The 26973-nt window shown below is 36.3% G+C and carries 23 protein-coding genes; 2 read left to right on the top strand and 21 right to left on the bottom strand.

The window, feature by feature from the left end; genetic code table 11:
- The 7 genes from EGI26_RS09930 to EGI26_RS09900 all read right to left on the bottom strand — a co-directional run bounded on the left by EGI26_RS09930 (nt 1) and on the right by EGI26_RS09900 (nt 5393).
- Entirely contained in the window at nt 1–393 is a 393-nt protein-coding gene (locus EGI26_RS09930) for a type II toxin-antitoxin system VapC family toxin (RefSeq protein WP_255077992.1), read from the bottom strand.
- Nucleotides 390–641: a FitA-like ribbon-helix-helix domain-containing protein gene (locus EGI26_RS09925; protein WP_255077988.1), complete on the bottom strand. Its 252-nt coding sequence runs from the start codon at nt 639–641 to the stop codon at nt 390–392. Before EGI26_RS09925 ends, EGI26_RS09930 begins: the two co-directional genes overlap by 4 nt.
- 214 nt (nt 642–855) lie before the next feature.
- Nucleotides 856–1596: a hypothetical protein gene (locus EGI26_RS09920; RefSeq protein ID WP_255077987.1), complete on the bottom strand. Its 741-nt coding sequence runs from the start codon at nt 1594–1596 to the stop codon at nt 856–858.
- A 174-nt stretch (nt 1597–1770) separates the two neighbouring features.
- Nucleotides 1771–2670 carry an AraC family transcriptional regulator gene (locus EGI26_RS09915; RefSeq protein ID WP_255077986.1) on the bottom strand — a complete coding sequence of 300 codons (900 nt, stop codon included), beginning with the start codon at nt 2668–2670 and terminating at the stop codon, nt 1771–1773.
- A gap of 3 nt (nt 2671–2673) precedes the next feature.
- Nucleotides 2674–3468 carry a hypothetical protein gene (locus EGI26_RS09910; protein WP_255077985.1) on the bottom strand — a complete coding sequence of 265 codons (795 nt, stop codon included), beginning with the start codon at nt 3466–3468 and terminating at the stop codon, nt 2674–2676.
- Nucleotides 3469–3599: 131 nt separating this feature from the next.
- Nucleotides 3600–4592, bottom strand: coding sequence for an LLM class flavin-dependent oxidoreductase (locus EGI26_RS09905; RefSeq protein WP_255077984.1), 993 nt, complete (start codon nt 4590–4592; stop codon nt 3600–3602).
- A gap of 120 nt (nt 4593–4712) precedes the next feature.
- Nucleotides 4713–5393, bottom strand: coding sequence for a hypothetical protein (locus tag EGI26_RS09900; protein ID WP_255077983.1), 681 nt, complete (start codon nt 5391–5393; stop codon nt 4713–4715).
- Between the two features lie 2073 nt (nt 5394–7466).
- Between EGI26_RS09900 and EGI26_RS09895 the strand changes: the two genes are divergently transcribed.
- A complete protein-coding gene (locus EGI26_RS09895; RefSeq protein WP_255077982.1) occupies nt 7467–8186 on the top strand; it encodes a hypothetical protein in 720 nt (239 codons plus the stop codon).
- A gap of 1135 nt (nt 8187–9321) precedes the next feature.
- On the opposite strand, the gene EGI26_RS09890 is transcribed toward EGI26_RS09895, so the two are convergent.
- The 14 genes from EGI26_RS09890 to EGI26_RS09825 all read right to left on the bottom strand — a co-directional run bounded on the left by EGI26_RS09890 (nt 9322) and on the right by EGI26_RS09825 (nt 26195).
- Nucleotides 9322–12618: a glycosyl hydrolase gene (locus tag EGI26_RS09890; RefSeq protein WP_255077981.1), complete on the bottom strand. Its 3297-nt coding sequence runs from the start codon at nt 12616–12618 to the stop codon at nt 9322–9324.
- A 45-nt stretch (nt 12619–12663) separates the two neighbouring features.
- The gene (locus EGI26_RS09885; protein WP_255077978.1) at nt 12664–13557 is read right to left on the bottom strand and encodes an alpha/beta hydrolase; all 894 of its coding nucleotides are present in this window, start codon (nt 13555–13557) and stop codon (nt 12664–12666) included.
- A 63-nt stretch (nt 13558–13620) separates the two neighbouring features.
- The gene (locus EGI26_RS09880; protein ID WP_255077977.1) at nt 13621–14481 is read right to left on the bottom strand and encodes a PHB depolymerase family esterase; all 861 of its coding nucleotides are present in this window, start codon (nt 14479–14481) and stop codon (nt 13621–13623) included.
- A gap of 4 nt (nt 14482–14485) precedes the next feature.
- Entirely contained in the window at nt 14486–14779 is a 294-nt protein-coding gene (locus EGI26_RS09875; protein WP_255077975.1) for a Dabb family protein, read from the bottom strand.
- Between the two features lie 29 nt (nt 14780–14808).
- Complete coding sequence (locus EGI26_RS09870; protein ID WP_255077974.1) at nt 14809–15588, bottom strand: SDR family NAD(P)-dependent oxidoreductase; 780 nt, start codon at nt 15586–15588, stop codon at nt 14809–14811.
- Nucleotides 15589–15821: 233 nt separating this feature from the next.
- On the bottom strand, nt 15822–16718 hold the full coding sequence (locus tag EGI26_RS09865) for an AraC family transcriptional regulator (RefSeq protein WP_255077972.1): 897 nt from the start codon (nt 16716–16718) through the stop codon (nt 15822–15824).
- Between the two features lie 103 nt (nt 16719–16821).
- A complete protein-coding gene (locus tag EGI26_RS09860; RefSeq protein ID WP_255077970.1) occupies nt 16822–17577 on the bottom strand; it encodes a cyclase family protein in 756 nt (251 codons plus the stop codon).
- A gap of 109 nt (nt 17578–17686) precedes the next feature.
- Nucleotides 17687–18424, bottom strand: a complete 738-nt coding sequence (locus EGI26_RS09855; RefSeq protein WP_255077969.1) for an SDR family NAD(P)-dependent oxidoreductase — start codon at nt 18422–18424, stop codon at nt 17687–17689.
- A gap of 88 nt (nt 18425–18512) precedes the next feature.
- Entirely contained in the window at nt 18513–19802 is a 1290-nt protein-coding gene (gene hisD / locus EGI26_RS09850; protein ID WP_255077968.1) for a histidinol dehydrogenase, read from the bottom strand.
- A gap of 89 nt (nt 19803–19891) precedes the next feature.
- Nucleotides 19892–20194, bottom strand: coding sequence for an antibiotic biosynthesis monooxygenase (locus EGI26_RS09845; protein WP_255077967.1), 303 nt, complete (start codon nt 20192–20194; stop codon nt 19892–19894).
- Nucleotides 20195–20486: 292 nt separating this feature from the next.
- The gene (locus EGI26_RS09840) at nt 20487–21803 is read right to left on the bottom strand and encodes an MFS transporter (RefSeq protein ID WP_255077966.1); all 1317 of its coding nucleotides are present in this window, start codon (nt 21801–21803) and stop codon (nt 20487–20489) included.
- 11 nt (nt 21804–21814) lie between these two features.
- A complete protein-coding gene (locus EGI26_RS09835) occupies nt 21815–22726 on the bottom strand; it encodes an AraC family transcriptional regulator (RefSeq protein WP_255077965.1) in 912 nt (303 codons plus the stop codon).
- 633 nt (nt 22727–23359) lie between these two features.
- Nucleotides 23360–25174, bottom strand: coding sequence for a sugar phosphate isomerase/epimerase and 4-hydroxyphenylpyruvate domain-containing protein (locus tag EGI26_RS09830; protein WP_255077963.1), 1815 nt, complete (start codon nt 25172–25174; stop codon nt 23360–23362).
- Nucleotides 25175–25178: 4 nt separating this feature from the next.
- The gene (locus tag EGI26_RS09825; RefSeq protein WP_255077962.1) at nt 25179–26195 is read right to left on the bottom strand and encodes a zinc-binding dehydrogenase; all 1017 of its coding nucleotides are present in this window, start codon (nt 26193–26195) and stop codon (nt 25179–25181) included.
- Between the two features lie 255 nt (nt 26196–26450).
- Between EGI26_RS09825 and EGI26_RS09820 the strand changes: the two genes are divergently transcribed.
- Nucleotides 26451–26972, top strand: a complete 522-nt coding sequence (locus tag EGI26_RS09820; protein ID WP_255077959.1) for a DUF3237 domain-containing protein — start codon at nt 26451–26453, stop codon at nt 26970–26972.
- Nucleotide 26973 lies beyond the last annotated feature (1 nt).

Raw genomic sequence — 26973 nt, 5'->3', positions numbered from 1 at the left:
TCAATTTGAAAAGCCTATAGTTTTTATTCCAATTGATTCCGCTTTTTTTAACAACTTTTGATCATAACTGCAAAAGGTATCTTTGGTTTCATCCGCCAAAGCTAAAAAAATACAGTCATAAATTGGATGGTTAAGATGATAAGAAAACCTTTTTGCAACATCCAACAACTCAAAATCAGGAACAAAGACATCGACCAAGTCAAAAGTGAACTTCTCATATTTTTCCAAAATCTCCATTGGAATGGCTTTAAGAAAATGATACTTTCTCAGGACATTTATTATTTCCAACTTTAAAAAATTCGGAGCGACCAGTGTGTTTTCAGAAGCTAGTTGGATGAGTTTTTCTTTGGGATCAAAACATAAATCTAGGTAAACATTTGTATCAAAAATCATCGATTTCTGTCTTCTTCAATAAGACCTAATATCTCATTCATATTTGAAACGTACTTATTTTCCAAAGACATATTCTTCAATTCACTCAAAGCTTTTAATTTTGAGTTTTGCACTGAATTACCAATTTTTAGAGCATTATCTAATAATACAATTGCCTCTTGTGTCATAGAGCGTTTTGATGCTTTTGCAGACTCTTTAATGGCCAAATAAGTTGATTCGGGTAAATTTCTTAATTGAATTGTAAACATAATGCATACATTTTGTGTACTAAAATACTAATCTTGTTTCAAAACACCAAACCTTTACGATAAATTCCCTCTATATTTTACGATACTTTTTAACTGAAATTTGGGTGTACTTGCAAGCAGTTGTGCGGATAAATTGAGCTACCAGTTTATAATTCGAAGTATTCAAATCAGAGAAACAAAACATTTCTGAAACAAAACTCACTGCAAAAAAAACTTAAAACGAGTAAGTTAATCCTGCATTCCAGACAAATTTATTGACCTCGATTTCGGTCTTGATACTTTTAGAAACCATGCCGTTTATAGAAAGTGGGAATTTCTTTTTGCCGATAATCACGGTGGCGTTGGTGTAATATCCTTTTTGATTGCCAAGTTTCAAGAAATAAAACTGCGGAATAGTCCTTAGAAAATATTTTCTAGAAATATCAAAAGTGGAAACAGAATTTATGGCCAAAAAATAGGTAGGATCTATCACTCCGACGGCTATTTGATTAGCTCCAAGCAAATAAACGCCCAGTGTTGTATTCTTAGAAACGGCATAACTAGGGGCAACCTCGGCCGCAAAATATCGATTTGCTGTTAAAACTTCCCTCTTGTTTCCATTTTCAATGACTTGGCTGGCAGAAAACACAAACGAAGGATGAGCCCCAACTTTCAATTTAAATTTTTCTTTTTCCACCATTTTGTATCTAAGCCAAAATATAAAACCCCAAGGCCTGAGTTTATCCGTTGCAAAGTTCATCATAGGTTCAAAGCTCAGCCTTTTGCCCTTTACAGCCAAGTCAATCAGAATGGCTGGTTTGCCTAAAGAAAAAGTTGGCACCAAAGAAACCCCATTGTTGGTGGCTGTAATATTTCCTGAAAATTGAATAGCAGCCTTTGTGCTATCTTTTTTTTGACCAAATAATCGAATTTGACTAAACACAACTAAAACTAAAATCGTAAAAATCCTTCCCATTAAAAATAATTTATCTGTTAAACACTAAAAAACAAAAACTTAGCCCAAAGAGCCGCAATAACCTATCCATCAAAAAGCCATAAACACATCGAAACTCCTCATTCCCAATTCATAATTCAACATTCAACATTCCTAATTCATAATTCATAATTCCTAATTCCCAATTAATCCCCATCACTCTTTCCTAAACCTCGACGGACTTATATCCATGTGCTTTTTAAAGAAATTATTAAAATGCGTAACTTCCACAAAACCAAGAGCATAGGCAACTTCTGAAATATTCCACTTGCTGTGTTTGAGCATAATTTTGGCCTCTTGTAATACCCGTTCAGCTATAATTTGTGAGGTAGTCTTTTGGGTTGTTTCTTTAACGGCTCTGTTTAGATGATTGACATGAACATTGAGTTGATCAGCAAAATCCGAAGCCGAACGCAAACTGATGACAGGATGGCTCTCATCAATTGGGTACTGACGCTCGACCAATTCCATAAACAGCGTTGAAATTCTTTGAGACGCATTGATTTGATGTTTTTCAAAAAGTGAAGCAGGCTGCATTTTCATGGCGAAATGCAAAAGCTCAAAAACCAGATTCCGAAGCACATCGTATTTGTGCACATAGTCTGATTTTATTTCATCAAACATTTTAACAAATACCGGCTTTACGGCCTCTGCTTGATCATCGGTAAGCTCAAACACATGATTACCAGAAGGTTGAAAAACTGAATATTGGTTTAAATCGCCAAACTTATGGAAAAAGTGCTGATTGAAGATACAATAAAACCCTTCTTTTATTTTTTCCAAATTATCGCATTTGTAAGGAATTTGAGGATTTGAAAAGAACAATGCTTGTTTTTTTACCTTTATTACCTTGTCGGCATAAAGCATTTCTACCTCGCCCACTACCAACATAACTTTATAAAAATCCCGCCTTTTATAGGGCAAAGGTTTGGCCTTATTTGGATCTATGGGTTCGTGAGCAAAAACATTAAAATGTCCAATCTCACTCTTAAGATTTTCTGGAATCCAGTCGTATTTTCGCTTATAAAAATCCTCTATCGACTCTATTTTTTCCATAGTTTATTTTTTCACAATCAATTTTCTATCAAGCGAATAACCCATGCTCAGATTCCAGTTGAAGGGCTTTCCAGCTATATCAGATTTGATAGGAGCATTGATTGTAGAGCCCAAATAAAAAGGCGTTTTCTTTGAGGTCAAAGTAAAATTTGAGGCGATATAAGTTCCTTTAAATTCGTCCAATTTTAATAAAAAAACCTGCGGATTTATGCGAAAAGATAGTTTTTTGTTGAGAGGGATTGTTGAAACAGACCTCAGCATAATTACAGATGTATTGTTATGGGCGTCGTCGCTGACGCCTTTGGCATACAACATAAACAAGCTGATGCTGTTGTTTTTGTTGATGACAATATTTGGAGTAAACTCGAATGGAATCACCCTCGAAACCGCCAAGGTGTTTTTCACTTCGGGGGTAGTTTCGTAGGCAAGCACCCTAAACGGAACGGCCGGAAAATGACTTCCAAGTGTGGCCTGAAAACGTTTTTGGTTGATGACTTTATAACGCCAAATAAATATAAAAGACCACGGGCGGCCATCTTGAAGGGCAAAACGAAACTCTGGCTCGAAACTAAATCGTTTACCACCATTGATATTGAAACCGAAAATAGCAGCTGGTTTCCCCAACGAAAAAGCCGGAATAAAAGAAAAGCCGTTGTTAGTAACGCTGGCAGTACCTCTAAAATTTATAACCTTGGCGGTACTGTCTTCAGTTTGCCCAAATGTACTTTGAAAGCTAAATAGGACTAATAAAAGCAGAAAGACTTCTCGATAAAAAACAGTTCGAAATCGCAAAATCATTGTAAACGTTAAATTAGAGTAGATTAACATTACAAAATTAAGACTAAAAAATAAGAAAAATGAACAAATTCGAAAGAAATACTTACGAAAATCAAATAACCGTTTTAGTGCTCAGCTATAAAAAGGTAGATTTAAATCTCAGCAAGAGCTTCATTCAAAATGGAAAAAGACTTCAGTTTTGCATCCAAATCAAAAATGTGCGATGCCACCATCAACTCATCTATCTCGGTTTCGGCAATAAACTGTGAGATATTCTTTTTGAGTGTTTCTTTGCTTCCATAAAATGTGCAGGAAAGCATATTGTTGACAGCGTTTTTCACTTCTGGAATATTATAACTTTCTGGAAAAATGCCCGCTGGCCTGAGCGGCTTGCGGGTATTGGTAATGATTCCCACAAAAAGATTCAACAAACTGCTTAATAACATGTTTGCTTCATCATCAGTATCTGCTCCTATCACATTTACGCAGGCCATCACGTAGGGCTTTTGCAATGCCGTAGAGGGCTTAAAATTACTCCGGTAAATTTTAATAGCAGCACGAAACTGGGCTGGAGCAAAATGTGAGGCAAAAGCATAAGGAAGTCCCATTTCAGCTGCTAAATAGGCACTGTCGGTACTCGAACCCAATATCCAAATTGGTATATCCAAGCCCTCGCCCGGAAATGCCCGCACTTTTGCATCCGCGTTATCCTCGCTAAAATAGGTTTGCAATTGACGCACATCTCTCGGAAACGAATGAGCAGTTTCCTGATTTCGCCTCAAAGCCATAGCCGTGACTTGGTCGGAACCTGGTGCTCTACCCAAGCCCAAATCTATTCGTCCTGGATAAATGGTTTCGAGTGTGCCGAACTGCTCGGCTATAACCAGCGGACTGTGATTAGGAAGCATTATTCCTCCCGAACCTGCTCGAATAATCCTGGTTTTTGCTGCCACATGACCTATCAAAACAGACGTTGCTGAACTAGCAATGTACTCCATATTGTGGTGTTCGGCCATCCAAATTCGTTGATAACCAAGATTTTCCACATGCTGTGCAATTTTAACTGTATTGTCTATGGCGGTGCGGTGATTTCCTCCCTCTATCACCGTAGCAAGTTCAAGAACAGACAAAGGTATTTTGGTCATTTGATGCAGGTACTTTCATTAACAACCCGAAGTGTATTTGGAAAGTTTGCTGCATTGTACAATTGTGCATTTTTTTTTTGGGAATTCATTAAAAAAACAACTTCCCGATAAATCTTGTAATTAAAATAACTCGGCCCTTACAAACATCCCAAAACTATTCTCTTTGTGCTTGGCGGGTCCGTAGAAATCAAAATTACTACCAAGACCGAATTGATAATTTTTAAAGCTTGCTCCGGCCCTTAAATATACATAGCTGCGGTTGTGCAATTTGGTGGATGGGCTATAATCTATTACGGTTTGGATCCGAGTATAAAGCCCCCAATGTTTGTTGAATTTTGGCTTAAATTCTAGTAGTGAGAAGTTTTCAAAATGGTGCCTTTCTGTCAAACCCATTTGAGGTTGGATTACCACCAAAGTTTTTGGATCAGCATGTACAAATTGCAAACCCGCAGTAGGCTTAAAACCTACGAAATGATTGATAGAAAATCCTGTGACTGCAGATAATTTCCTCCAGACTTTGACGGTTAATAATGATTGGGAAAATATTTCATTTTTAGGAACAACATTTTTATAATCAGCAAAAAAAGTCGTTACATTAAAAAAACCAAATCTGCTTGTTGGGCTAAGCTGTTTGGTAGTATTCAGCTGAAAATTAAGCCCCCTGTCACCCAGCATCAATTCCACAGGCATTGGAGGATTAGGATGAGCTTTTTCTTCAGAGGTTTGAGCCAAAACTGAACTTGAAAGTGTTACTAAAAGTAAACTTAAAAATAAGTTGGAATAGAAAAATATATTTTTCATCGAACAGATACAAAGACACCAAATCTATTTTTGGCGACATGTCAATAACTTTAATACAAAGTTACTGCTTTCAGCTTATTGTATCTCTGATTGAGCATTTATTTATTGGATATTTGCTAAGATTTCTGAATAAGACAAATGATTTATCCTAAATCAAATTTTAACAAAATACCCCACCAATTTTTAAAAAAATGATGAAGATTACTAACTAAAGTATCATGGAAAACTATTTACAATAATCAATTAACGCTTACTAAAGTAGAACACGCTATTTTAGTTTGCACTGTTTAATGTTAACTTAAGCTCTAAATTTCACTTACCATCGGGAAGAGAAAGACACCTATGTTTTGGTTAGAATCAGCATTTAACATTAGCGAAAGGATCGCGAATTACCCACTTGTCTTGCTTCGATTTTATCATATCTGTCTCAAGTAACTCATTATACTGGGTGGTTAGGTTACCCAAAATATCCTCATAAACTACAGATAACTGCTCTGAATTTTTCTTAACTAAGACAACCTCTATAAGGTCGCACACCATATTAAAGTCTCTGATAGTAGGATTCTCGTTTACGTAACGGTAAGATGTAGAAAATGTATTCATATAGATTCTTTTAAAAAAATGGTTTTGGTTAGAGCTATAATGAGGTAATTACTTGATGTATTTTACTCCTAATATAACTTGAATATTTGAGGGCAAAAACCATTCCATTTTGCATGCCAAAAACCCTAAAAAAGAGCTTTTTAACAAAAAAAAATGGTATGATACCGCTTAATAATTTTATTTGTTTTTTGAACTTAAAAAAAATCAGAATTGAAGAAAAAGCATCTCCCAATTTATAGTAAAATCTTAAAGCTAGCTTAAACTATCTTAAGAAAGTTTTGGGTGCAAATCGATATTTCTAAAAAATATTTCTTTGTGAATTTCATTGCTTTTTTCTACCCATAAAAATACTTTTTTTAAAGTAATTTGTGTTTGAATATAGCTTTAAGAAAACTAAATCCAACCCATTAAAAACAACTACATTTATATCGTTTCTACATCTATATTCTTGTCATGTCAAATCACTTCATGCATGAATGCCGAAGATGGATTCAGAACATTTGAAACTCTTTTTTTGAGAATTAGAAATTTTGGAATTAACAGTACGATAATATGGCGAGCCACTTTCAAATAAAGACCTTATAGAGAAGAAATTCCTTATAACTATCCTGATTGTTTTGGTGGTAGGAATTTCGAAACATCTCCATATCGAACCAAATGCATTCAAAGCAAATCCACTTTTTTATTTTACAATATATGTTTTAATGCTAAACATTTTCAAGTCTCTATGAACCGTATTTAAGATTTTAAAATTTCGGCGTGTAAAATATTTGCTAAACACATCATATATATCATACCCCAAGTATGCTATTTTTTTACTATTTCGGATACTGAAGGTAAACAGTGAGATACTCAGGTTCATTTTGGTACTGTTTGCAAGTAGTGCAGACGTTTTTGTATTGTTCTTGCCTACAAAAAAGCTATTCGGATAGATACTTAATTATTCTTGAAATTTGGCTCGGAGAGTTTACACACATGATGCAAGGATTCTATAATTTCGACGCCGAATCTTTCTTAATGTATCTCATTGCAAGCGTTTTACAAACTGTTCATTAGGTCCTCTTAATTTTGTGTATGAGAAGCTATTGTAAGCACAGTACAAGGATAAATTTAACTGATACCGGAATAGTTTTTCTATCATAATCGCATTCAAATCTGAACAACAACTAATGCTATTAATCCACATTAAACTAATAATGAGCGACTTAAAAGTGCGTTTCTATTATTGAAACACACAGAAATCATTCTTTCCGAAATCATAAACATTGGCTTAACATATAAAAAACGAGGACTAATTCTTTAGAAAAAGAATTTGAAAACTATTAGCCGATAAAAACTTCCTAAGTGCATAAAAAAAGTAAATTCCTTAAACTCTTAATATGCATAAAATGTTTTTAATATATAGGATTAGTATAGATAATTCTATAAATTGTGCAAGAATACTGCCATTAGAAAACTATACATTAAAGCATGAAAAACAACTCCATCTACTTGGTATTGATATTTATATTGATATCGTGTGAGATTATTGCATTTCGTATCACAAAAGCACAATATGGAGCCAATATAACTTTCGTTTTCCGAGAATTGGTTACAATAATGCTTGCAATTTGGTATTATAGAGAACTAGACCAAAAACTAAACAAAACACAAAAGAAATTCCTCATAATCATACTGATTCCCTTGTTCTTAGGTCTAAGCAGTTACATTATTCCTAGCGAATATGCCATCAAAATAAATACTTTTTTCTATTTTGTTATTTATGTTTTATGGATGAACATCATTAATTCCCTTGGAGCGAGTTTCAACAAAAAAAGATTTCCTCGCACCTATTATTTACTTGTTCCAATAATCTTTTCAATTCCAATAGTATATTATTTCATGGTATTGTTTCCAATGTTGGATTCAAAAAATAAAGCTTTATCATTTTTGTTTGCCTTGTTTGCGGGTAGTAAATATGTATACATATTATTTTTGCCAATCACCAAATATTTTTCAGGAAGATATTTGATAATTCTTGGTGTTTGGTTAGAAGGTATCACTAACATGATGCAGAGCTATTTCTACTTCGAATCTGAATCATTGTTTATTTATCCGTTTGCTAGATTATTACAAACTATCTCCACAGTTATCTTAATAGTGGGAATGATATACTATTTCAAACGGACCTCAAAAATAATTATAGAATAAAAGTGGCAAATATCAATAAATTAAAATCATTTAAAGATATTTTGTTTACAAAAAGTCGTATATGTACTTATACAATGAACTGTTTTTAGAAGCTGTTGATTGAAAAAAAAGGCTTTAATATTAACAAAACAAATTCCCTAATGACTTTTATTTTGAAATTGTTACAAAGTACATACCTTAAGAAAATTGTTTTTTTATTTGAGTTTGAGGTTTTCAAAAAATACATTAATTTAGTTGCTAGAATAGCCTACGATAAACTAACAAAAAGCCTTGAAAAACAACTACATTTTTGTGGTAACAATATTTCTATTGTCTTCATTTGAAATTATCACATTTCTAAATACTGGTGATGGCTCAATGAGCACTCTTGATTTTACATTTAGAGAATCTGTCAATGTAGTATTGGCGATTTGGTACTACCAATATCAAAATTCAAAACTGAACAAAATACAGATAAAATTTCTCATAACTATACTGATACCCTTACTGTTAGGTCTTTCGAGATATACATTTTCTAGTCTAAATGCTATTAAAATTAATATTGTTCTATATTTAGTAATTTATGCTTTGTGGTTGAATATCTTTAAATCTTTAGGGGCAGAATTTAAAAAAATCAAGTTTCCAGGTACTAATTATTTATTGGTCCCAATTGTATTTTCTATTCCTTTCCTGAATTATTTCTTTGTGATACTACCAATGGAGGATACTCAAATTAAAGTTTTGTCCTTTTTATTCGCATTATTTGCGGCCTGCACTTGCGTTTTTGTAATGTTTTTGCCGCAGGCAGTCAAATACTCAAGCAGATATTTAATAATTATAGGTATTTGGCTGACAGAGTTTATACACATTATACAAAGCTATTTTGTATTCAATTCTGAAACGTTCTTTATATATCCATTCGTAAGAATTTTACAAACCACTTCCTATATCTTCTTAATATTTGGCATGATTAACTATAATAAACGCCATTCTAGAATAATCATAGAAAATTAGCTTCATTGAGATGCTTTCAACTTTTGAATTGTCATCTTTTGTAAATCGATTCCTTTACATATCTTCAAATCAAAACTAAGAAATACCACATAAAAAAAGAGAACACCCTAAGCTGCTCTCTCTTCTTAAAAACATAAAATCCTTATTTAACACCTATAATTTTTACATCGCCCAAAAGCCCAGCTGGTACCAATGGAGAGTTAGAACGATAAAATGGCATAGTGGTAAAAGTCGTCTTAACCGCATTAGGTTGAGCATCGCCGATCAGTCGGTTCACCCAAGTATTCGTCACTTCTATCTTTATATCATTTTTGCCATCTTTCAAGGCCTTAGTTATATCAACCTTGAAAGGCTTCTTCCAAACTGTTCCCATGTTTTGGCCATTTACAAAAACTTCAGCCATATTCTTTACATCTCCAAGGTCCAACCAAACCTCACCGCTTGCGGGACGATTAAGTGATAATACATTTTCATAAATTGCTGTTCCTGAGAAATATTTCACATCTGAATCTGTATTTTCTGACCATGAACTTAATTTTTCAAACATTGTGTTTTTAGCTCCAAATTTCACTTTCCATGATGTCGAAATTTGAGCCAAAGTGGTTTCAGCCTTTTTCGGCAGTGTCAAACTGGTGCTTGTAGTTTTCTCTCTAAACACCACAAAGTACGCATCCCAAGACTCAAACTGCAATGGAACAACCGTACGACCGTCTTTTATTTGATAACTCAGTTTTTCGGTTTTTCCTGTTTGAGCATTCCAAAGTTCAGGTATTTTGTCAGTAACTCTAAAACTTACCTCGGCCGTTGTAGGAGCATCACTCCTGTTATTTAGCCAGTAAACCTCATGCCCCTGACTTGGCTGAGCAGAGCCAAAGCCCGTACTTCTATGCCTGAAAAGAATTTTATTATTTGTTCCTGAAATTTTTACATCTGGCTGAATATTAATATTATCAATAGTTGTGACTTTATTACTTTTCCAAATTTCATCAGCCAACTTTTGGAATTCTGAATCGCTATCAGCCATACTTGGAGACTTTTCCGGTCTAGCTCCTACTATTTTTACTCCACTATCTACCAAAGTTTTTATTTTCTTCAAAACCGGCAAAGTCATCAGCTTAGCACTTTCGTCGAGCATCAGAACTTTGTAGGTATTACCACTTTGAGCCACCAATTGTCCATTTTTAGCTTGAATGGCATTGATAAGAGCTGAAGAATTAACAAAATCAAATTCTAATCCTTTTGGAACATTCGGCAAACTTTTGCGGCTAATCCAAGTGATATTGGTGTTCTCGCCGTATAAATATAGAATATCAGCCACATTTTTGCCTTGTTGCAGCATATATGAACTTCTACCCAAATAAGCCATCCAAGCTTTGGCACCTGCCCCAGACCATGTTTCTAATCTTGAAAAATACTGACCAAATGGCCCGAGCGAAAAACCAGGAGATTTATCTAAAGGCTGATGAACAGAGGTATGAATCACAAATCGATTAAGGCCAGAGGCCAATTCTAGATCGGCAGTTCTTTTGAGTTTTTCTGGATATTCTTGAAAAGGCTTACCCACAGAAGTCATGGACTCGGCTGCCACGAAAGGTTTACCATAAATATTAGCTACAGATGCGGCTTCTCTAATGTCGGCTTCACTTCGCACTTCTTCGTCTGCACCAGGCACCAAACTACCTGGTGTCCACATGGCAGCCATCGGGATATCCGCATTTCTTTTCACATCCATACCGTCGGCCAAATAAATCCTACCGCCTTCATGTGACTCCGTATATCTTTTCATTCCTCGCTTGGCCAACTCCTCCCCTATAACATCATAATGATTTTCGGCTATCATTTCACCAATGGTTTTTCTGAAATCCCAAAGAAATTTCTCACTTTCATCCAAACCATTTACAACTCGACCAGTGAGTACAGGAAGATATTTGAACAAGCTATAACCACGTCTTTTCTGAAACTCCTGTGGCATATTTAGCGTCCAGTTCATGTGACCTGCCTCATAGCTATCCAAAATCATATATTCTAGTCCCTTGGCACCCATTTGGCCTCCAGTAGCATCTTTGTACAAATCCAAATACGTATTTATGTATTTTCTGACAGCTTCCTTATCCAATTTATCAACTTCCAGACCAGTGGCTTCTGGCGAAGCAGGATGGTTTTGGCGACCAGTTAGACCGTATCCTAATCGCAAAACTATCCATTCTCCGCCATCAGGAGCTGTCCAATTAAGACTACCATCAGCACCAATTTTTGAAGTTAAATCAATAATATTTTGACTTTGAATCACATCAGGAGTTTCGGCTTTAAAACTTAAATCTCCGTATTCACTGTCTTCTTTCCAAGGCGAAAAACCAGCTTTGTCTTCTGCTTGATTGATTCTAGAAGTATTAAAAAGCACAAATTCAGCCACATTGACACCGTCTGGCTTGGTAGGTGCTGGCATACCCATCATAGCCAACATTGGACTAATGGTAATCGGCAGTGTTTGAAAACACATACGCCAGTATTTGGCGGTGGTGGTAGGAATAGAAACAGTATTAAAAGGAACAGTGCTACCCGATACCTTTCCTACTAAACGCCAGTTTACACCATCATCGCTTACTTTTAAGCTTCTGTTTTCAGGTGCACCGTTAAACTCCGCCAAAGCATCTTGACTGGCTCCAGATACAGCAAATGCTCTGAAAGTTTGTGGCTCATTAAACGAATATTGAACATACATATCCTGCCCAACTTCCATAGGCGGTATGGAATAAGATGTTTTAATATCATGATCTAAAAGTCCTTTAACGTCAAAATCACCTCCTGAAACCGTTATTTTTGGATTCATCTGCGGCAAGTGTTTTTCTTTATCTGAAAGTCTATAGGCTATCACATAAGCATCTGCTGCAAACTCGGGTTTTACACCAACGAATCCTCCCGAAATACCTCCGCCACTTTCGGCCACTTCTTGATATTTACCGATATTATTAGGCAAAGCTGGAAGTTTGCCATTAAAGGTTTCTCCGCCTTTTATCAGTACCTCCGACCACACTATTTTCTTCATGGCATCTTTGGGTTCTACCCATGGCCCACCCGTTACACTCCAACCTGGTGAACCCGCAATGGCCATTTCTAAACCGTTTTTTATAGCCAAGTCAGTGGTAAACTTAAAGGCATCTTTCCATTCAGGATCCATGAAAACCAGTTTTTTAGGCACTACAACAGGAGTAAACAAATTAGCATCGAAATTTTGAAAGCCGCCAATTCCAGTCTTTTTCATCCATTCAAGGTCTTTTTGGATACCCTCTTTTGAGATATTACCGTTCATCCAGTGCCACCATACACGAGGTTTGGCTGCATTTGGCAATGTTTGGAAGCCTGTCTTTAAGTCTTGGGCATTCACCACAAAACTGAAGAATACCAGTCCAGCCATCAGATATTTTGCTTGTTTTTTCATTTTAATAAATATTTATATCAAGAATTTAAGGTTTCTATAGAAGATTTATTTCAGTACGTCTTTAAGAAAAGCTACGACTTTAACTCTAATTTCTTCAACGTCGAACATATTTCCGAAATGTGGTGCGTATTTAACGATAACTAGCTCATTTTTAACACCTTTGAGATTCAGCCAAGAACTTAACAACTTTGACTGTTGATTTGGAACACTTTCATCTTTTTCCCCATGAATGATAAGAAATGGAGGATCGTTTTTGTCTACAAAAGTCACTGGACTTGCTTTTTCGGCTAAATCAGGACGATTTATAGGTGTATCTCCTAACAAAATAGATTCAGGGACTTTTGGGTCATCTGTATTTTTCAAACTTATCAACGAAGATGGCCCATAAAAGTCTACTACTCCTTTTAAATTGAATTTCTGGCTAGAATTAGGCATGAAAAAATCTGAAACATTATTGTTCTTTGAAAGCCCCATTAGAGATGCCAAATGCCCACCGGCAGACCAACCCATCACCGCAAATTTATTTTTGTCCAAGCCATATTTTTCGGCGTTATCATAAAGAAATGAAGCCGCCCTGTTACAATCTTGAATCAATGCCGGAAAAATAGCCTGTGAAGCCCAACGGTAATCTACGGATGCCAAGGCAAATCCATTATTTAAAAGTTCGGCAGTTGTTTTCTTCATGTACCCCAAATCGGCGTATTTGTCATTCACCAACCAACCACCACCATGCACCATGATGACCAACGGAAGTTTTCCCTTTGCGTTGGCTGGCAAATAAATATCCAAAAGATGCTTTTTTAGAGTGTCATTGTTGTAGGGGATGTTTCCATGCAAAAATGTTCCCGCGGGCATGTCTTTCATCAGTCGGTTTTCGGACTGAGAAAATACCTGGAATTGAAGGAAGATTAATCCAATAAGGAGGGTTAACTTTTTCATTTTCATCTAAGGTTAAAATAGTAAACTTACAAAATCTGAACACCGCAAAATTTAGAGGCTCATTTAGTTTCTCTTAAAAAACGCCCAAGCTTCAAGGTAAATATCTATGTCGTTGGGATAATCGTGTTTGCCACCAATAACTTTAAAGAGTGTTATTTCTGGCTTTCTTTTTGACTTATACGTATATTTTTCCATTGTTTTGCCATCTTTAGGGTCTCTATCTGGGACAGTTTCCATTTTTGGAGAACCTTTATAGCCTGCAAGACTTGACCAATAATTAAGCGTTCTGTCGGTTGAACGAACAAAACCTAAGTTCACTTTTGGTCCCAATTTTACTTCTCCTCCATTGTATGGGTTTATTTCGTCAGCTGTTCCGTTGACTATCATTACTGGTTTTGCAATGCGTTTTTCTGAGCAATCTAAGTTATTGGTATCGGGCAAATTGGCGATAAATGCGGAAATGGCTCTGAATTTTTCGGGCATGGTCAAAGCCAATTTATAAGCCATGTGTCCACCTCCAGAAGTACCTATTGCAAAAACTTTCTTTTCGTTGATATCATATTTTGTTTTGAAATAATCTAACATTTGGCTGAAAAACGCCTCCTCATTGATATTTTCCATGTTGGCTGCCGAATTGGCAGTTTTACGGCATTCGTTCCAATACCTTTTATAGCCGTTGGGATATACCAAAAATATATTTTCAGCGTCGGCAATGCCCTCTAGTTTTTTCTCGGCTTGGCTTTTTCTGATAATCTGCCCGTCGCCTTGCGAGCCGTGTATTACAAATACAAGCGAGGCTTTGGGCTTTGGGGCGGGAATAAAATAAAAACTTCGGTGATGGTTCTCAATAAGTATAGAATCGGCCAAAGTTTGGGCTTGGCAGAAAGGACTCGAAACAAATAAAAAGAATATTAATTTTTTCAATATTTTAAATAAAATGAGTGTAATCAATTTCTAAAAAATCCTCAACGTTGGGAATCCAGAAGTTTTGAATAAAATCTACATGAACTGAGTGATTGGAATAAACATCGTATTGAATTTGACTGTCAAACTCCATCGAAATACCATATTCAAATCTGTTTTTGGGACTTATTTGATTCAAAACCTCAAACTTCTGAACATCAGGAATATCTGCAAGTGTATCAACCGCTTCAAAAAAGGCCTGCTTTTCAGCTTCGCTAATGGTTTTTTTTAATTTTAGAATTACGGAATGGCGTATCATATTTTTAAGATTATTTCAAAAAAAAATTATTAATAAGGCGAAACTCCCACCGAGGTCCATCCACCATCTATTACCAAATTTTGCCCAATAATTTGCCGTGAAAATGGCGAAACCAAAAACAATGCAGCGTGAGCAATGTCTTCTATTGTGGCAGGTCTACCAGTTGGCGTAATTCTTGACCAAGTAGAAATGTATTCAGTATCTTCCAAGGTTCGCTCCGTAAGTGTCGCCCCCGGAACAATGGTGTTTATATTGATACCATGCGGAGCTAAATCTACAATCAGGTTTTTTGCAAGTTGGTCTATCGCCGCCTTTGTCATGCCATAGGCAGCCAAGTTTTTATGGGCAGCATGAGCAGTTACAGACGAAGTAAGCAAAACACTTCCGCCTTGCCCCTGAGCCACCATTTGTTTGGTGGCCGCTTGTGTCAGAAAAAAAGTACCGAAAAGATTAACCTGCAACAAATGCTGCATAGAAGCTGGTTGATATTCCCAAAAATCGCCAAAGGTTGTAATACCTGCATTTGCAATTAAAATATCCAGTCTTCCAAATGAATTTACAGCAAATTCAACAATTCTCTCAATGGCTGTCATATCTGAAACATCACCTGCAAAGGCTTTGCAAATTCCCCCGTTTTTAGAAATATTTTGACATGCTTTTTGTGCTAATTCACCGTCAATGTCGTTTAGAACCACACTGGCTCCTTTGTCAGCCAATTTACGAGCAATCTCAAAACCTATCCCAACACCAGCACCTGTAACTATCGCTACTTGATTTTCAAAAAGACTATTTTCTTGTTTTTTGTTCAATTTATATTTTATCAATTAATAAGCATAAAAGTATTAAAAAACTGATTTAGGAAATCACAGAAGCTTATTATTTAATCTCACCATTACTTCAAACCTAGATCATTTAATTCTTAAATTAAAAAAAAACAAATCAATTTTGAGAAGTATAAATCTCTACCAAAAATAAAGAAAACAATTCCACAAACTCTACTGCACTGTTGTTGATTTTTAGAGTTATTGTTGTTATTAAACCATTACTTGTACTCTTTGGGCATCATGCCTGTTTTGCTTTTGAAGAAACGAGCGAAATTACTCGGTGTCTGGTTTCCCAATTTTATGGCAATTTCGGCAATGTGCAGATTCGAATACTTCAAAAGTGACTTTGCCTCAAGGATCATCATTTCATTCAACAAATCCTGCGATGATTTCATGGTTATGTTTTTCACGCATTTATTTAAGTGGTTGGGTGTTACATGCAGATAATCAGCGTAGTCACTAACCTTTTGTTTCTGATAAATAAATTGAGAAAGTGCTTCTTTATAACGTTGAACAAGGCTTGCTGCAGCATTTTTTTGAGGTTTTGAGTCGGTCTCGGCATACAAAGCCGCTTCTTTGAGCAATGCAAAAACATAAAAAGCAATCAAATCCATTTGTTTGTTTTCTGCAACTTGGTCTAATGCCTCTAATCTATAAAAAATATTTAAAATTGCCTCAATAGCCTCATTAGGTACGGCTACGATTGGGTTTGAAAGGAAATTTAAGAAATTGAACTTATTGAGGTGCTTGTCTAAAGAATAATGTTTGAGAATATCTGTATCAAAATGAACGAAAAATCCTTCCGCATCTTGACTCATAAACTCATGAGAAGTAATTTGATAAGGCGGCAAAAAGAAAAACTGACCATTTCCGAATTCATAATTAGCCAAACCCTTACTCCTAACCGACTTCCCTTTTGTAAGAAAAATTACGTCATATACTGTTTTACGATGCGGAGGAAGTGGGAACGAGAGCTTGTCTCTGTAGTTTTCAATGCGATTGATATGAAAAAGATTATGATCTTTGCTCAAATTAAAAGGCCAGCTGACCCCACCGAAATGGAAGGAATCCATTCCGTTGGGTTCTATAACTGGTATGTTAATTTCTTTTTTCATTTTTTGCAAAAACATCAATCGGCTCCGCTCAGTGACTGCCTCTTCGCCTTGTGACCATGGCTCAATTCAGTGACTGTGGGCTTTGCCCAGTAACCAAACCTATTTACTCAAAAATAGCTACCGCTCTTGTCCAGCCAGCACTTGCTTTTTCTATTTTGGCAGGAAAACAAGCCACTTTAAAACCAAAAGGTGGCAATTGATCCAGATTAGCAAGTTTCTCTATTTGACAATATTCTTTTTCTATTCCCACATAATGGGCTTGCCAAATAACCCCTTGCCTTGGATTAGCCTTATAATCAGCCGCTTGAATGTGCAACGGAATATCCCAACCCCAGCCATCAGTACCCATTACTTTTATGCCTTGGTCTATTAGCCAATGTGTCGCTTTTGCCGATGCCCCCACATGAATTTTTACGAAGTCGTCATTGTGAATACGTTTGTCTGCATCACAACGGATCAATACGATATCAAACGGCTTTAAAGTGTAATTTATCGCTGCCAATTTCTCAATCAAATCCTCAGGTTCAAACATATAACCATCAGGCTTGTCTGTAAAATCTAAGACTACCCCATCGTGAAAAAACCAATCCAGCGGCATTTCGTCAATCGTACGAGAAGGTTTACCTTCACAGGTTGGGTAGTAATGGTAAGGTGCATCTACGTGCGTGCCACAATGACTTGTTACGGTAAGAGTCTCACCAGCAGGGCCGTTATCATTGATAAAACAATCGGTCATACCTCCAAAAAGCATCGCTCCTATCTTCTTTGCACCATCTTTATGACCTTCATAATCGATTTTGGTGGCCATGGGTTCTTTTATTTTTTCCGAAATTGTCACTGAAAGATCTATTATTCGCATGTCTGGTTATTGGTTAATTGGTTACTGTTTGATTGATTAATGGTTACTGACAAGCTATTTTTACTCCTTGGTTTTCTTAGTTATGACTATTACATCAGTCATAATTTCATTACTTTAAAAGTCTACCACCATCAACAGTGATGATATTTCCTGTAGAAAAAGTCAACTGTGTAGCAACCGCAAAAACTGCGTTGGCCACATCATTTCCATTTGCAAAACGCTCCAAAGGTGTGTTATCCATTTGGTTTTTCAGAAAAGCTGGATCAAAACTTTTGGTGTATTCCCCTTCTACAAAACCTGGAGACACCGACACCACTCTTATTTTTGGAGCCAAGGCTCTGGCCAAAGACCTAGTCATGGAATCAACGGCGGCCTTTGAAGCACAATAGGCTACATTTGAGCCAATACCATAAATTCCAGCAATAGAAGAAATGTTTACTACCAACGCCGACTCTTCCTCAGACTTACTCAGCAAATCTTTAAAAGCTCTCACCATAGCAAAACCTCCTCTAAAATTGGTCTGCATTATTTTATCTATCCATTCGTCAGATAAAGCATCCAAATCTTCATGTTTTACCGGAGTTGTGATGCCCGCATTGTTTACCAAAACATCTAATTTTCCGTACTTTTCGAGTACAAATTGCTTCAAAGCTGCTACTTTCTGAGGGTCAATAGTTGGTGCTTGAAATACAGAATGGTTTCCATGATGAAGCGTAGACAGCACTTTTTCAGCCTTTTCGGCATTAGAATTATAGGTGATAATTACGTCAAAACCATTCTCTGCAAATTTTCTACAAATAGCCGAACCAATTTCACCAGCTCCACCTGTTACTAAGACTGTTTTCATAAATCTAAACTTTAAAAATATTAATCAACGAAAATTGAACCCAAAGTATCCTATAAATCTAAAATCGTTAATACTAAATAAATATTACTCAAAGCCATGCTGGAGAGCCATATCGTCTCACCCTTATATCTGCCTGCTCTTTGTGCCCTGCGAAATTCTCTATCTCACATAATCTTGAACAATATTCACCTATTAAAGCACTTGCCTGGGGCGTTCTGATTTCTTGATAGGTACAGGTTTTCATAAATTTTCCCACCCATAGTCCTCCTGTATATTTGGCTCCGTGTTTGGTTGGCAGTGTATGATTTGTACCTATTACTTTGTCTCCGTAGGCCACGTTGGTATATTGCCCCAAGAAAAGTCCACCGTAATTGGTCATTTTCTCTAAGAAATATCTTGGGTCAGCCGTCATCACTTGTACATGCTCACTAGCTATAGCATCCGCCTCGGCCACCATCTCATCAACAGAATCCACAACGATTACCTGTCCGTAATCTCTCCAAGATATGCTTGCCACATCCGCAGTGGGGAGAGTCTTTAATTGCCTTTCTACTTCTAGTATAGTTTCTTGTGCCAATTTCTCGGAGTTTGTCAGCAGTATTGCTGGCGAAGTAGGCCCATGCTCGGCTTGACCAAGAAGATCAGTGGCACATATTTCGGCATCACTTGTATCATCGGCTATCACCAATGTTTCCGTTGGCCCCGCCAACAAATCTATCCCAATTTTACCAAAAAGTTGACGCTTGGCCTCTGCTACATAGGCATTGCCCGGGCCTACAATCATGTCTACAGCCCCTATTGTTTCAGTTCCTAAAGCCATGGCTGCTACTGCTTGTACACCGCCTAAAAGATAAATTTCGTCGGCACCTGCCATGTGCATAGCTGCCACTGTGGCGGCAGGAATTTCTCCTTTTATGGGAGGAGTACATGCTATAACACGCTTAACACCAGCCACCTTAGCTGTCAGCACACTCATGTGTGCCGAAGCCACCATGGGATATCTTCCACCCGGTATATAACATCCGACACTGTTTACCGGAATGTTTTTATGCCCCAAAAAGACCCCGGGAAGTGTTTCAACTTCAATATCAACCAAGGCATTTTTTTGATGCTGAGCAAAATTTCTTATCTGAGCTTGAGCAAACTCAATATCTGTAATTACCTGAGAAGGCAAACTGGCTATGATATCTATAATTTGACTCTTTGATAACTTAAAACTTTCAGGTGACCAATTGTCGAGTTTTCTCGAAATATCTCTGACGGCCTTGTCGCCACCTTCTTTTATTTCAGCTATAAAACCCTCAACAGTTTCTCTTACTTTTTTGTCGTTCGACTCTGCCTCAAAGAGTGCAATGGCCGATTTTAATATTCTTTTCATGTTTTTTTATAAATAGAAGCTAGGCTGAAAAAGACGCAAAAAAATATTCATTCCTTTGCATATCTTTAACTCAGCTTGGATGTTTCGTTTTAAATTAAATTATAATGTAAGGCCACAGGTGCCGAGTTGAAATAAGGCGAAAGTATGGCCCTCCATTCTGTGAATAAGGGAGATTCTCTAAAACCTACCGTATGATCTTCTAATGTTTCCCATTTTATAAATGCTAGGAATCTGGTTGGCTTTTCGAGGCATTTCCTGAATTCTATACTTACAAACCCTTTGGATTGACTAATTACTTTTTTAGCCGAATGCGTAGCTTCTTCAAACAAATTTTCGTTTCCAGAGCTTATATCAAACTCCGCAATTTCAAGTATCATATTCCAATCGTTCAAATTTTATAAATATTACTATTTTTTATTGCACAAATGTATGTTACTTTTTTAATATTTATTAATCCCGAAAAAGTATTTTATATTCAATATCAATCAATATTAATAGTTTTTAGAATAATAGGCAGTTTATATTAATCAATGGAAAACAAAATTGTCGTTTTTAATTAAAAAATCAGTCAATACCTCTTCTCTTTTTTGGATTCAAAAAGTGAACTAGAAAAAGAATATTCTCTCAGAAAACAAAAAACGCATACTATCTGGGTAAAACCATGACGTATGCGTTTCTGAGAATCTACTTCAAATTTTTAGATGGAACATTATAGGCAAAAAATGCTGCTATTAGCAATGGAATAGAGAAAATAATAAATCTTGAAGCTACGGAATATCCGGAGTCAGTTAATATCCCGAAAATGGCAGGCCCAATGATAGCACCAAAACGGCCAATTCCCATAGCCAAGCCCACTCCTGTGGAGCGAATTTCCTCCGGATACACCCTCGTGGCTGTAGGAAAAAACGTATTGAAACCACCTTGAACCAAGAAACCAATAAAAAAAGTGAGAATAAACATAGCCAGATAACTCAATGAAAAAGTACCGTAAGAAACCATCACCAAAAAACCCAAAGTCAGAAACGTGACTATTACTTTTTTTATACCAAATTTGCTTATTGAGAGCCCCATGACAAATACACCTGTAAAAGCACCCAAATTCAAGGCCGTACCAACATAAGTAGCTAATGCATAAGGCATACCAGACTCTTTGGCTACATTCGGAACCCAACTCATGAGTGTATATAAGGTTAAAAAACCAAAAAATATAGCAGTCCAAAGCATAAAGGTCGAGGTTTTGAACTCCGGCGAGAATAGCCGTCGAATATTACTGCTTTCATTTTCTATGGTTTTCTCTGGCAACCCATCTATAGGCGGGTGACCTATTTTAAGCATTATATTATTAATTTTTTCAAGAGCATTTTTAGGCTGTTTTTTTAGTAAAAAACCTATTGACTCTGGCATGAAAAAATAAATGGCAACTAACATGGAAAATGAAATAGTGCCGGCCAATAAATAGCAAAACCTCCAGCCATACTCAGGAACAAGCCAAACAGTTATAAATCCAGTAAGGATGGCTCCTAGTGGCCAGCCGGCCTGAACAATCCCCACATTAAAGTCTCTTCGTTTTTCATTGGATATTTCTGAGGCTACTGAGGCCAAATTGGGCAAAATACCTCCAATTCCCAAGCCTGTGATGATTCTAAATATTAAAAGCTGCCAATAAGCCTCTGCCAAATAGACCAATAACATGCCCGATGTTATCAAAGACAAAGAGATCAGAAAGATATTTCTTCGGCCAATTTTGTCTCCAAGCGGGGCTATTAGCAAACAACCAGCTGTCATACCTGCCAAACCTGCACTAAAAATATAGCCCAACTGAGACTTAGACAATCCCCATTCGCTAGAAATATCTGAGCCTGTAAATGACACAACAAGTACATCGATACCATCGTTAAAATTTAAAATAAAACAAATAGCCACCACCACTACTTGATACCAACCCATGGGGCTTTTGTTGACTATTTCTTTTAGTCGTGATTGCAGATTTTCATTGTTCATAGGTAATAGTTTTAATAATTTAAGGCAACTCCATTTTCTAATATATCATTGGTGAGGTTTTCACCTCGGTATTGGGCAGGCGAATGACCAACTTGTTTTTTAAAAAACCTACAAAAATAACTTACATCTTTAAAATCAAGTTGATAAGCAATTTCGGAGATTGTCATGTCGGTGTGTGCCATCAATACCATCGATTCATTTATGAGATATTTACTAATGACTTCTTTGGTGGAAACACCAGCTATAGCTTGGCAGACACGGTTTAAATGGGTCTTGCTTATGCCTATTGAACTCGTAAAATCGTTGATATTTCTATTGGTTGGAACGGTACTTTTTACCATTTTCATGAATTCCTTGTAATATGCCAACTCCCGAGACGACGCCACAAATTCTTTCTCGGACTCTATCGTCATTCTATACATCTTGATAATGAGAAGCAATAGCAAAGTTTCCAAAAACAAAGTCTCTTTTTCAGATTCTGATGAAAACTCCTTCAGCATTCGGCGAATAGAGTCCATTATATCGTTAAATTCTTCAAAATTATTATTTAGATTTATCAGCCTAACTCTATTTATTTGAAAAATCAATTCTTTGTCATTATTGATGATTTTATCGATAATATGCGAAGAAACCGAAAGCGTATAGCCCTTGGTGTCTTCGCTGAATTGAAAACCATGTAAGTTGTTCTCTGGAATAATAATCATGTTGATACCCGAAAAATTCTTAGCTTTTTCGTTGAAAATAAATGAGCCAGAACCCGATTCGATAAAAAAAAACTGATATAGATTGCTATGAAAATGCGGTTTTATGACCCAATTATGTTTTCTACAACTGGAATCTATTGACACCAAATTGATAAAATCAGCCGAAATAGTTGACTCTTCTCGGCCATACAATCCAAAGTTTTTAATTGCTGTTTTCACCTTCCATAATCATTTATAATCTAAACACCATTTTAGACTTCAAATACCTTAATTACCAAAAACTCATTTAAATGCTAATGGCTAGATAAACTCTATGTTTTTCTTTCAGAAAACACAATCAGGTATCAATTGCTGATAAAAATAATTTCAAACATTGGCAATATATAGTTGTAAATATTTATACCAAACTTTAGTTATTATCAAAAAAACAAATATGCTTAAAATCAGCTGATTCGCAATATTCATTATTTGTAATTTATTCATAGAATATTGCTAAAAAACCGCTATCAAATATATTATCATATTGTTAAAAAAAAAACAACAATGGTTCGATTATACCTTTACTTTTAACAAAAGTACCGTAAAAATACAGATGAAATGTTTTGAATTTTGCTAAAAAACGAAGATAAAGATTCAATTTTATGAGAAAACAATCATCATAATTTTAATTTTTGTACAAAAAATAACACTGAATGCACAATCACTTCGCTAAGAAAAAAAAACAGCAAAAGTTTCGATTTTACCAAAAAATGATAATCAAATTTCTTCTAAATAATCAAATATAGATTATCAAAAACGACAAGTAAAATATCTTTTGAATAATGAATTTATTAAGAAAAAAATTTTAGCGATTTAACTCTGTGCATGATCTCTCGACTGAGCGGTAAGGCGTAGCTGTGCGTTTATTTCACCGTAACGGTCGTACTGGCCAACTCTTTGAACAATCTCAAAAAACAAACCATTGATTTCTTTTAAATAAAAATGAAAAAACATGCCATCTGCATTTTTGTCTACCAAAATATTAAATTTTTCCATCTTAAAAAGGGTCGCTTGATCAACTAGGAATTTGGATTTCAAATCTTGGTAATAATTACTCGGAATCGGCAGAATGATATGCTTGTCTTTTATACATTGGGCGGTTTTAAATATATCGTGTGAAGCAAATGCAATTTGTTGTATTTCTGTATTTTCTGAGTGGCTCTTAAAACGATCCATGTTTGTATTTCGGCTCTTTGTAGAACTTAACGAAATTCGTATGTTATTGAATTCTGTTTCTTTCACTACCCGGCTGTTTACAATGCCGTTGGGGTCAAAAAGGTCTAAGGATTGTTCTATTTCTAAGCCAAGCATCGTTCTGTAAAACAAAGTATTAGCATGAAAATCATCAGGATTTACGGCATGACCGAGGTGGTCAATTCTAAAAATCCCATTTTCATTAGCTTCATTTTGAGTCGGCAGAAATTCGTTTTCTCTAAAAAATGATAAATCTGGGTTTTTATCAATTAAATAGAATGATAAATCTCCCAAACTCTTTATACTTGGACTATCTAACCAATTGTTTTTTGAATTTTCCTGCCAATTGTATTTTAACTTTCCTGCCCAATGCTCAATATTCTCTATACCTAAAGTACTTAAACCAACCGACATCACCCTCGGTTCAACACCTTGGTCGCTCGCCATATTGATAACAATATTGGCATGTCCGTTCTGAAAGACGCTTGTGTCCAGTGTTTTGTGCGTATGCGTTTCAGCAAATCCGAGATTTTCTAATATGTACAGTAAGCTCATCTGCTTACCTGAACGCACCGAAAACTCCACAAATTCAAAATCACTAACTTTAACTTTTGAAAGTGGATTTTCGGCAATACCCGTAACCCAAACCAACGATCGTTTTCCGTCTTCCGCCACTGGTTCTAACAAACCTGACCTAAAATCATCACTAAAAATTTCGTGCGAAATATATCCCCGATACCCTGTGGCTATTATGGCCTGCATATATTCTATCACTGGATAAGAACCCTGCCCTGGAAAACACCTGTAATGCCGCCCAAGATACATCGGGCTCATTTCAAAGAAAGGTGCGTCGGCAATTTGAGCAATGGTAATTTTGTCACCATTTATTTTATAAATATCATCAATTGGCGTACCCACAACCCCAATGTGGTAATTATCTAAAATATGGCCAAGGTTAGGATGGTTTGCCCTGTTGACAATCTCTACGGACTGAATATAAGTATTTACGTATCGACCCCACGACAAAGCCTCGTAACCTATTTCTACTTTTTGTTTTTCGGCTAATGTGGCCAAGGCATGCAATTGCTCGGAGGCCAAATCAAAGGCGTTTATAGCAAATGGTGAGGTGTTGCTACAAACAAAGAGCTTGTTTGTTCCCAATTCATTTGCCAAATCAAGCTTGTATTTGGCACGTTCTAGATTTTGTAGGTGCATGCCTATGGGCATAGCCTCAAAATCTCTAAAAGGCTGTAATCCAACAATTTCAATACCTAAATCTGAAGTCATAATCCTCAGTTCCTTTGGACATAGATTAGAAACTGTCAAATCGTTTTCAAACAACTCAATGCCATCATAACCAGCCTTTGCTACGGCGTATATTTTCTCTTGCAAAGTACCCGGCAACGAAACAGAAGCTATTGAATGTTTAAACATTAGACTATTGAATGTTTACAATTATTTTTGAATGATTGCCTTCGGCTGCTAGATTTAATCCTTCCTCTATCTTATCGAGCGAAGTGTTTTTTGAAACTATAAACCCAGGGTTTATTACTTTGGTTTCTATAAGCTGAATGACCCTTTTAAAATCAAACGGATGATCGTAAATTATGGATGGAACAATGCTGATCTCTTCTCTGGCGATTTTTAATGGCTTAAAGCTTGCGTCTTTTTCTGAAAGCCCCACCAACACAATCTCGGAGCCACGGGGTGCTGCACCTGTGGCTAAAGTAGCGGTAAATGGCGACCCCGCACATTCAAAAATAGCTATAACGTCATTTTCTAGCCAAATTTTGGCCACCTCTGCGGTCTGCTGCTCCAATGTACCCGTGCTAACTACCGCTATTGCACCACTTTCAACGGCTATTTTAAGCTTTTCGGCATTCAATTCATTCACAAAAACCTTGTATCCGAGTTTCAAAGCTAAGTGTGCCAATAATAAACCTATAGCTCCAAGCCCCAAAACAGCAATGGTATCTCCCGGAATGGCTTTCGACGAAAATAAGGAATGATATGCAACGGCCATTGGTTCAATTGTGACAGCGTCATTATCAGAGATAGAATTGGGTATAAACCAACAAAACTCTTGTGGTAAACAGATGTACTCCGCAAAACACCCAGATTCGTTTAATCCAATCACTCTTTTGTTTACACATATATTTCCACGGCCACTTTGGCATTGTCTGCACTTCCTACAAGGTATATTCGGCTCTATCGCAACACGTTCGCCTAAAATTCTACCTTCAACTCCCTCTCCTATTTTGTCAATATATCCTAGCCCTTCATGGCCTATGATGGTAGGAGAGTCTATTTTTCTATGACCCATAAATAAGTGTACATCAGACCCACAAATTCCGACCTTTGTCAGCCTAACTCTCACTTCTCCCAAGGCAGGCTCAGGTATATCAAATTCTTTAATTTCGATTTCTTTCGGTTTCTTTAATAAGGCTGCTTTCATTGATTCTATTTAAAAATTCTAGCTTTGAGAAGACGGTGCAATTTTACATTAAAATTAAACCCTACACAAAAATGAATCAAAAGTGCCATATTTTTTGATGAATGTACCTAGATGCAACTACACTTTAAGACCAGACTTGTTACAAAACAAAAAAAATACAATTAAAAAGTATTTTATAAATAGGAGGAATAAAAAAATTTCGATTATTGAATAAATAATATAATATTGCAAAGGCAAAACTCATCAAAATTTCAAATGAAAAAAATACTTTTCCTCTTAAATATGCTACTAGCTAGCTCTTTACACGCCCAAACAATGCCCCAAGCACCAAGCCTTGAATACCTCTGTGAATTAAAAGTAAAACTAAACCCGCCCTACTTAGTGGGGGAAACACCTCATGGATTAAGACGAATAATACCTATAGTAGGCGGCACGGTGGAAGGTCCCAAAATAAAAGGAGAAATACTTAACGGAGGAGCTGATTGGCAGATAGTTAGAAAAGATGGCGTAGCCGAACTTGAGGCACATTATCAAATAAAAACAGACGACGGCGTAACCATATATATAAAAAACACTGGCCTGAGAGTTGCTACACCAGAAGTGGCGGCTAGGATTGGTCGCGGCGAACAGGTCAGCCCCACAGAATACTATTTTAGGGCTGTTCCAAAATTTGAAGCACCAACAGGTAAATATGAATGGATGAACAACGCAATTTTTGTATGTACGGGAGAAAGAAATCCTGACAATGTAAGTATAAAAGTTTGGAAGCTTTTATGAA

The sequence above is a fragment of the Lacihabitans sp. CCS-44 genome, assembly GCF_024343735.1.
Lineage (GTDB): Bacteria > Bacteroidota > Bacteroidia > Cytophagales > Spirosomataceae > Leadbetterella.
Note: the sequence above shows the minus strand (reverse complement) of the source record. Positions and strands in the feature narration are given on the sequence as shown.

Excerpts from the sequence above, each read along its gene's own strand:
- EGI26_RS09930 (WP_255077992.1), bottom strand. The coding sequence starts at position 393 with ATGATTTTTGATACAAATGTTTACCTAGATTTATGTTTTGATCCCAAA.
- EGI26_RS09925 (WP_255077988.1), bottom strand. The coding sequence starts at position 641 with ATGTTTACAATTCAATTAAGAAATTTACCCGAATCAACTTATTTGGCC.
- EGI26_RS09920 (WP_255077987.1), bottom strand. The coding sequence starts at position 1,596 with ATGGGAAGGATTTTTACGATTTTAGTTTTAGTTGTGTTTAGTCAAATT.
- EGI26_RS09915 (WP_255077986.1), bottom strand. The coding sequence starts at position 2,670 with ATGGAAAAAATAGAGTCGATAGAGGATTTTTATAAGCGAAAATACGAC.
- EGI26_RS09910 (WP_255077985.1), bottom strand. The coding sequence starts at position 3,468 with ATGATTTTGCGATTTCGAACTGTTTTTTATCGAGAAGTCTTTCTGCTT.
- EGI26_RS09905 (WP_255077984.1), bottom strand. The coding sequence starts at position 4,592 with ATGACCAAAATACCTTTGTCTGTTCTTGAACTTGCTACGGTGATAGAG.
- EGI26_RS09900 (WP_255077983.1), bottom strand. The coding sequence starts at position 5,393 with ATGAAAAATATATTTTTCTATTCCAACTTATTTTTAAGTTTACTTTTA.
- EGI26_RS09895 (WP_255077982.1), top strand. The coding sequence starts at position 7,467 with ATGAAAAACAACTCCATCTACTTGGTATTGATATTTATATTGATATCG.
- EGI26_RS09890 (WP_255077981.1), bottom strand. The coding sequence starts at position 12,618 with ATGAAAAAACAAGCAAAATATCTGATGGCTGGACTGGTATTCTTCAGT.
- EGI26_RS09885 (WP_255077978.1), bottom strand. The coding sequence starts at position 13,557 with ATGAAAAAGTTAACCCTCCTTATTGGATTAATCTTCCTTCAATTCCAG.
- EGI26_RS09875 (WP_255077975.1), bottom strand. The coding sequence starts at position 14,779 with ATGATACGCCATTCCGTAATTCTAAAATTAAAAAAAACCATTAGCGAA.
- EGI26_RS09865 (WP_255077972.1), bottom strand. The coding sequence starts at position 16,718 with ATGAAAAAAGAAATTAACATACCAGTTATAGAACCCAACGGAATGGAT.
- EGI26_RS09860 (WP_255077970.1), bottom strand. The coding sequence starts at position 17,577 with ATGCGAATAATAGATCTTTCAGTGACAATTTCGGAAAAAATAAAAGAA.
- EGI26_RS09855 (WP_255077969.1), bottom strand. The coding sequence starts at position 18,424 with ATGAAAACAGTCTTAGTAACAGGTGGAGCTGGTGAAATTGGTTCGGCT.
- hisD (WP_255077968.1), bottom strand. The coding sequence starts at position 19,802 with ATGAAAAGAATATTAAAATCGGCCATTGCACTCTTTGAGGCAGAGTCG.
- EGI26_RS09840 (WP_255077966.1), bottom strand. The coding sequence starts at position 21,803 with ATGAACAATGAAAATCTGCAATCACGACTAAAAGAAATAGTCAACAAA.
- EGI26_RS09830 (WP_255077963.1), bottom strand. The coding sequence starts at position 25,174 with ATGTTTAAACATTCAATAGCTTCTGTTTCGTTGCCGGGTACTTTGCAA.
- EGI26_RS09825 (WP_255077962.1), bottom strand. The coding sequence starts at position 26,195 with ATGAAAGCAGCCTTATTAAAGAAACCGAAAGAAATCGAAATTAAAGAA.
- EGI26_RS09820 (WP_255077959.1), top strand. The coding sequence starts at position 26,451 with ATGAAAAAAATACTTTTCCTCTTAAATATGCTACTAGCTAGCTCTTTA.